Origin of the sequence: Paenibacillus soyae, from assembly GCF_024623455.1 — a bacterium.
GTDB lineage: Bacteria > Bacillota > Bacilli > Paenibacillales > Paenibacillaceae > Pristimantibacillus > Pristimantibacillus soyae.
This window is the reverse complement of the sequence record NZ_JANIPJ010000076.1, coordinates 1-328: the sequence shown is the minus strand read 5'-3', so window position 1 is coordinate 328 and position 328 is coordinate 1. Positions and strand designations below refer to the sequence as shown.

1 protein-coding gene is annotated in these 328 nt (G+C 64.0%); it reads left to right on the top strand.

Annotation, left to right across the window (positions count from 1 at the left end; translation table 11 throughout):
* A partial coding sequence (locus tag NQZ67_RS30045) for an MliC family protein (protein WP_257453176.1) occupies positions 1-328 on the top strand: 328 nt, incomplete at both ends.

The window sequence follows — 328 nt, the reverse complement described above, 5'->3', positions numbered from 1 at the left end:
CCCCGAGCAGCAGAAGAGCGAGCGCGCCATCCAGCGCGGCTGGATCAAGGGGCGCAACGACTGCTGGAAGGCGGGCGACCTGCGCCAATGCGTGGAAGATAGCTACCAGTTGCGGATCACCGAGTTGCAGATAAAAGGCGGCCAGCTGAGGGTGCCGATGCCGGTCGATTACCAGTGCGGCAAGAGCGTCATCCTCTCCACCTACTTCTACAACGAGGCCACGCGGCCCGCCGCCATGATCAACCTGAGCGAGGGTAACAACCAGCAGCAGGTGCTCGCCTATGAGACCCCCAGCGCCAGCGGCGCCCGGTACGAGGGGCAAAATCTC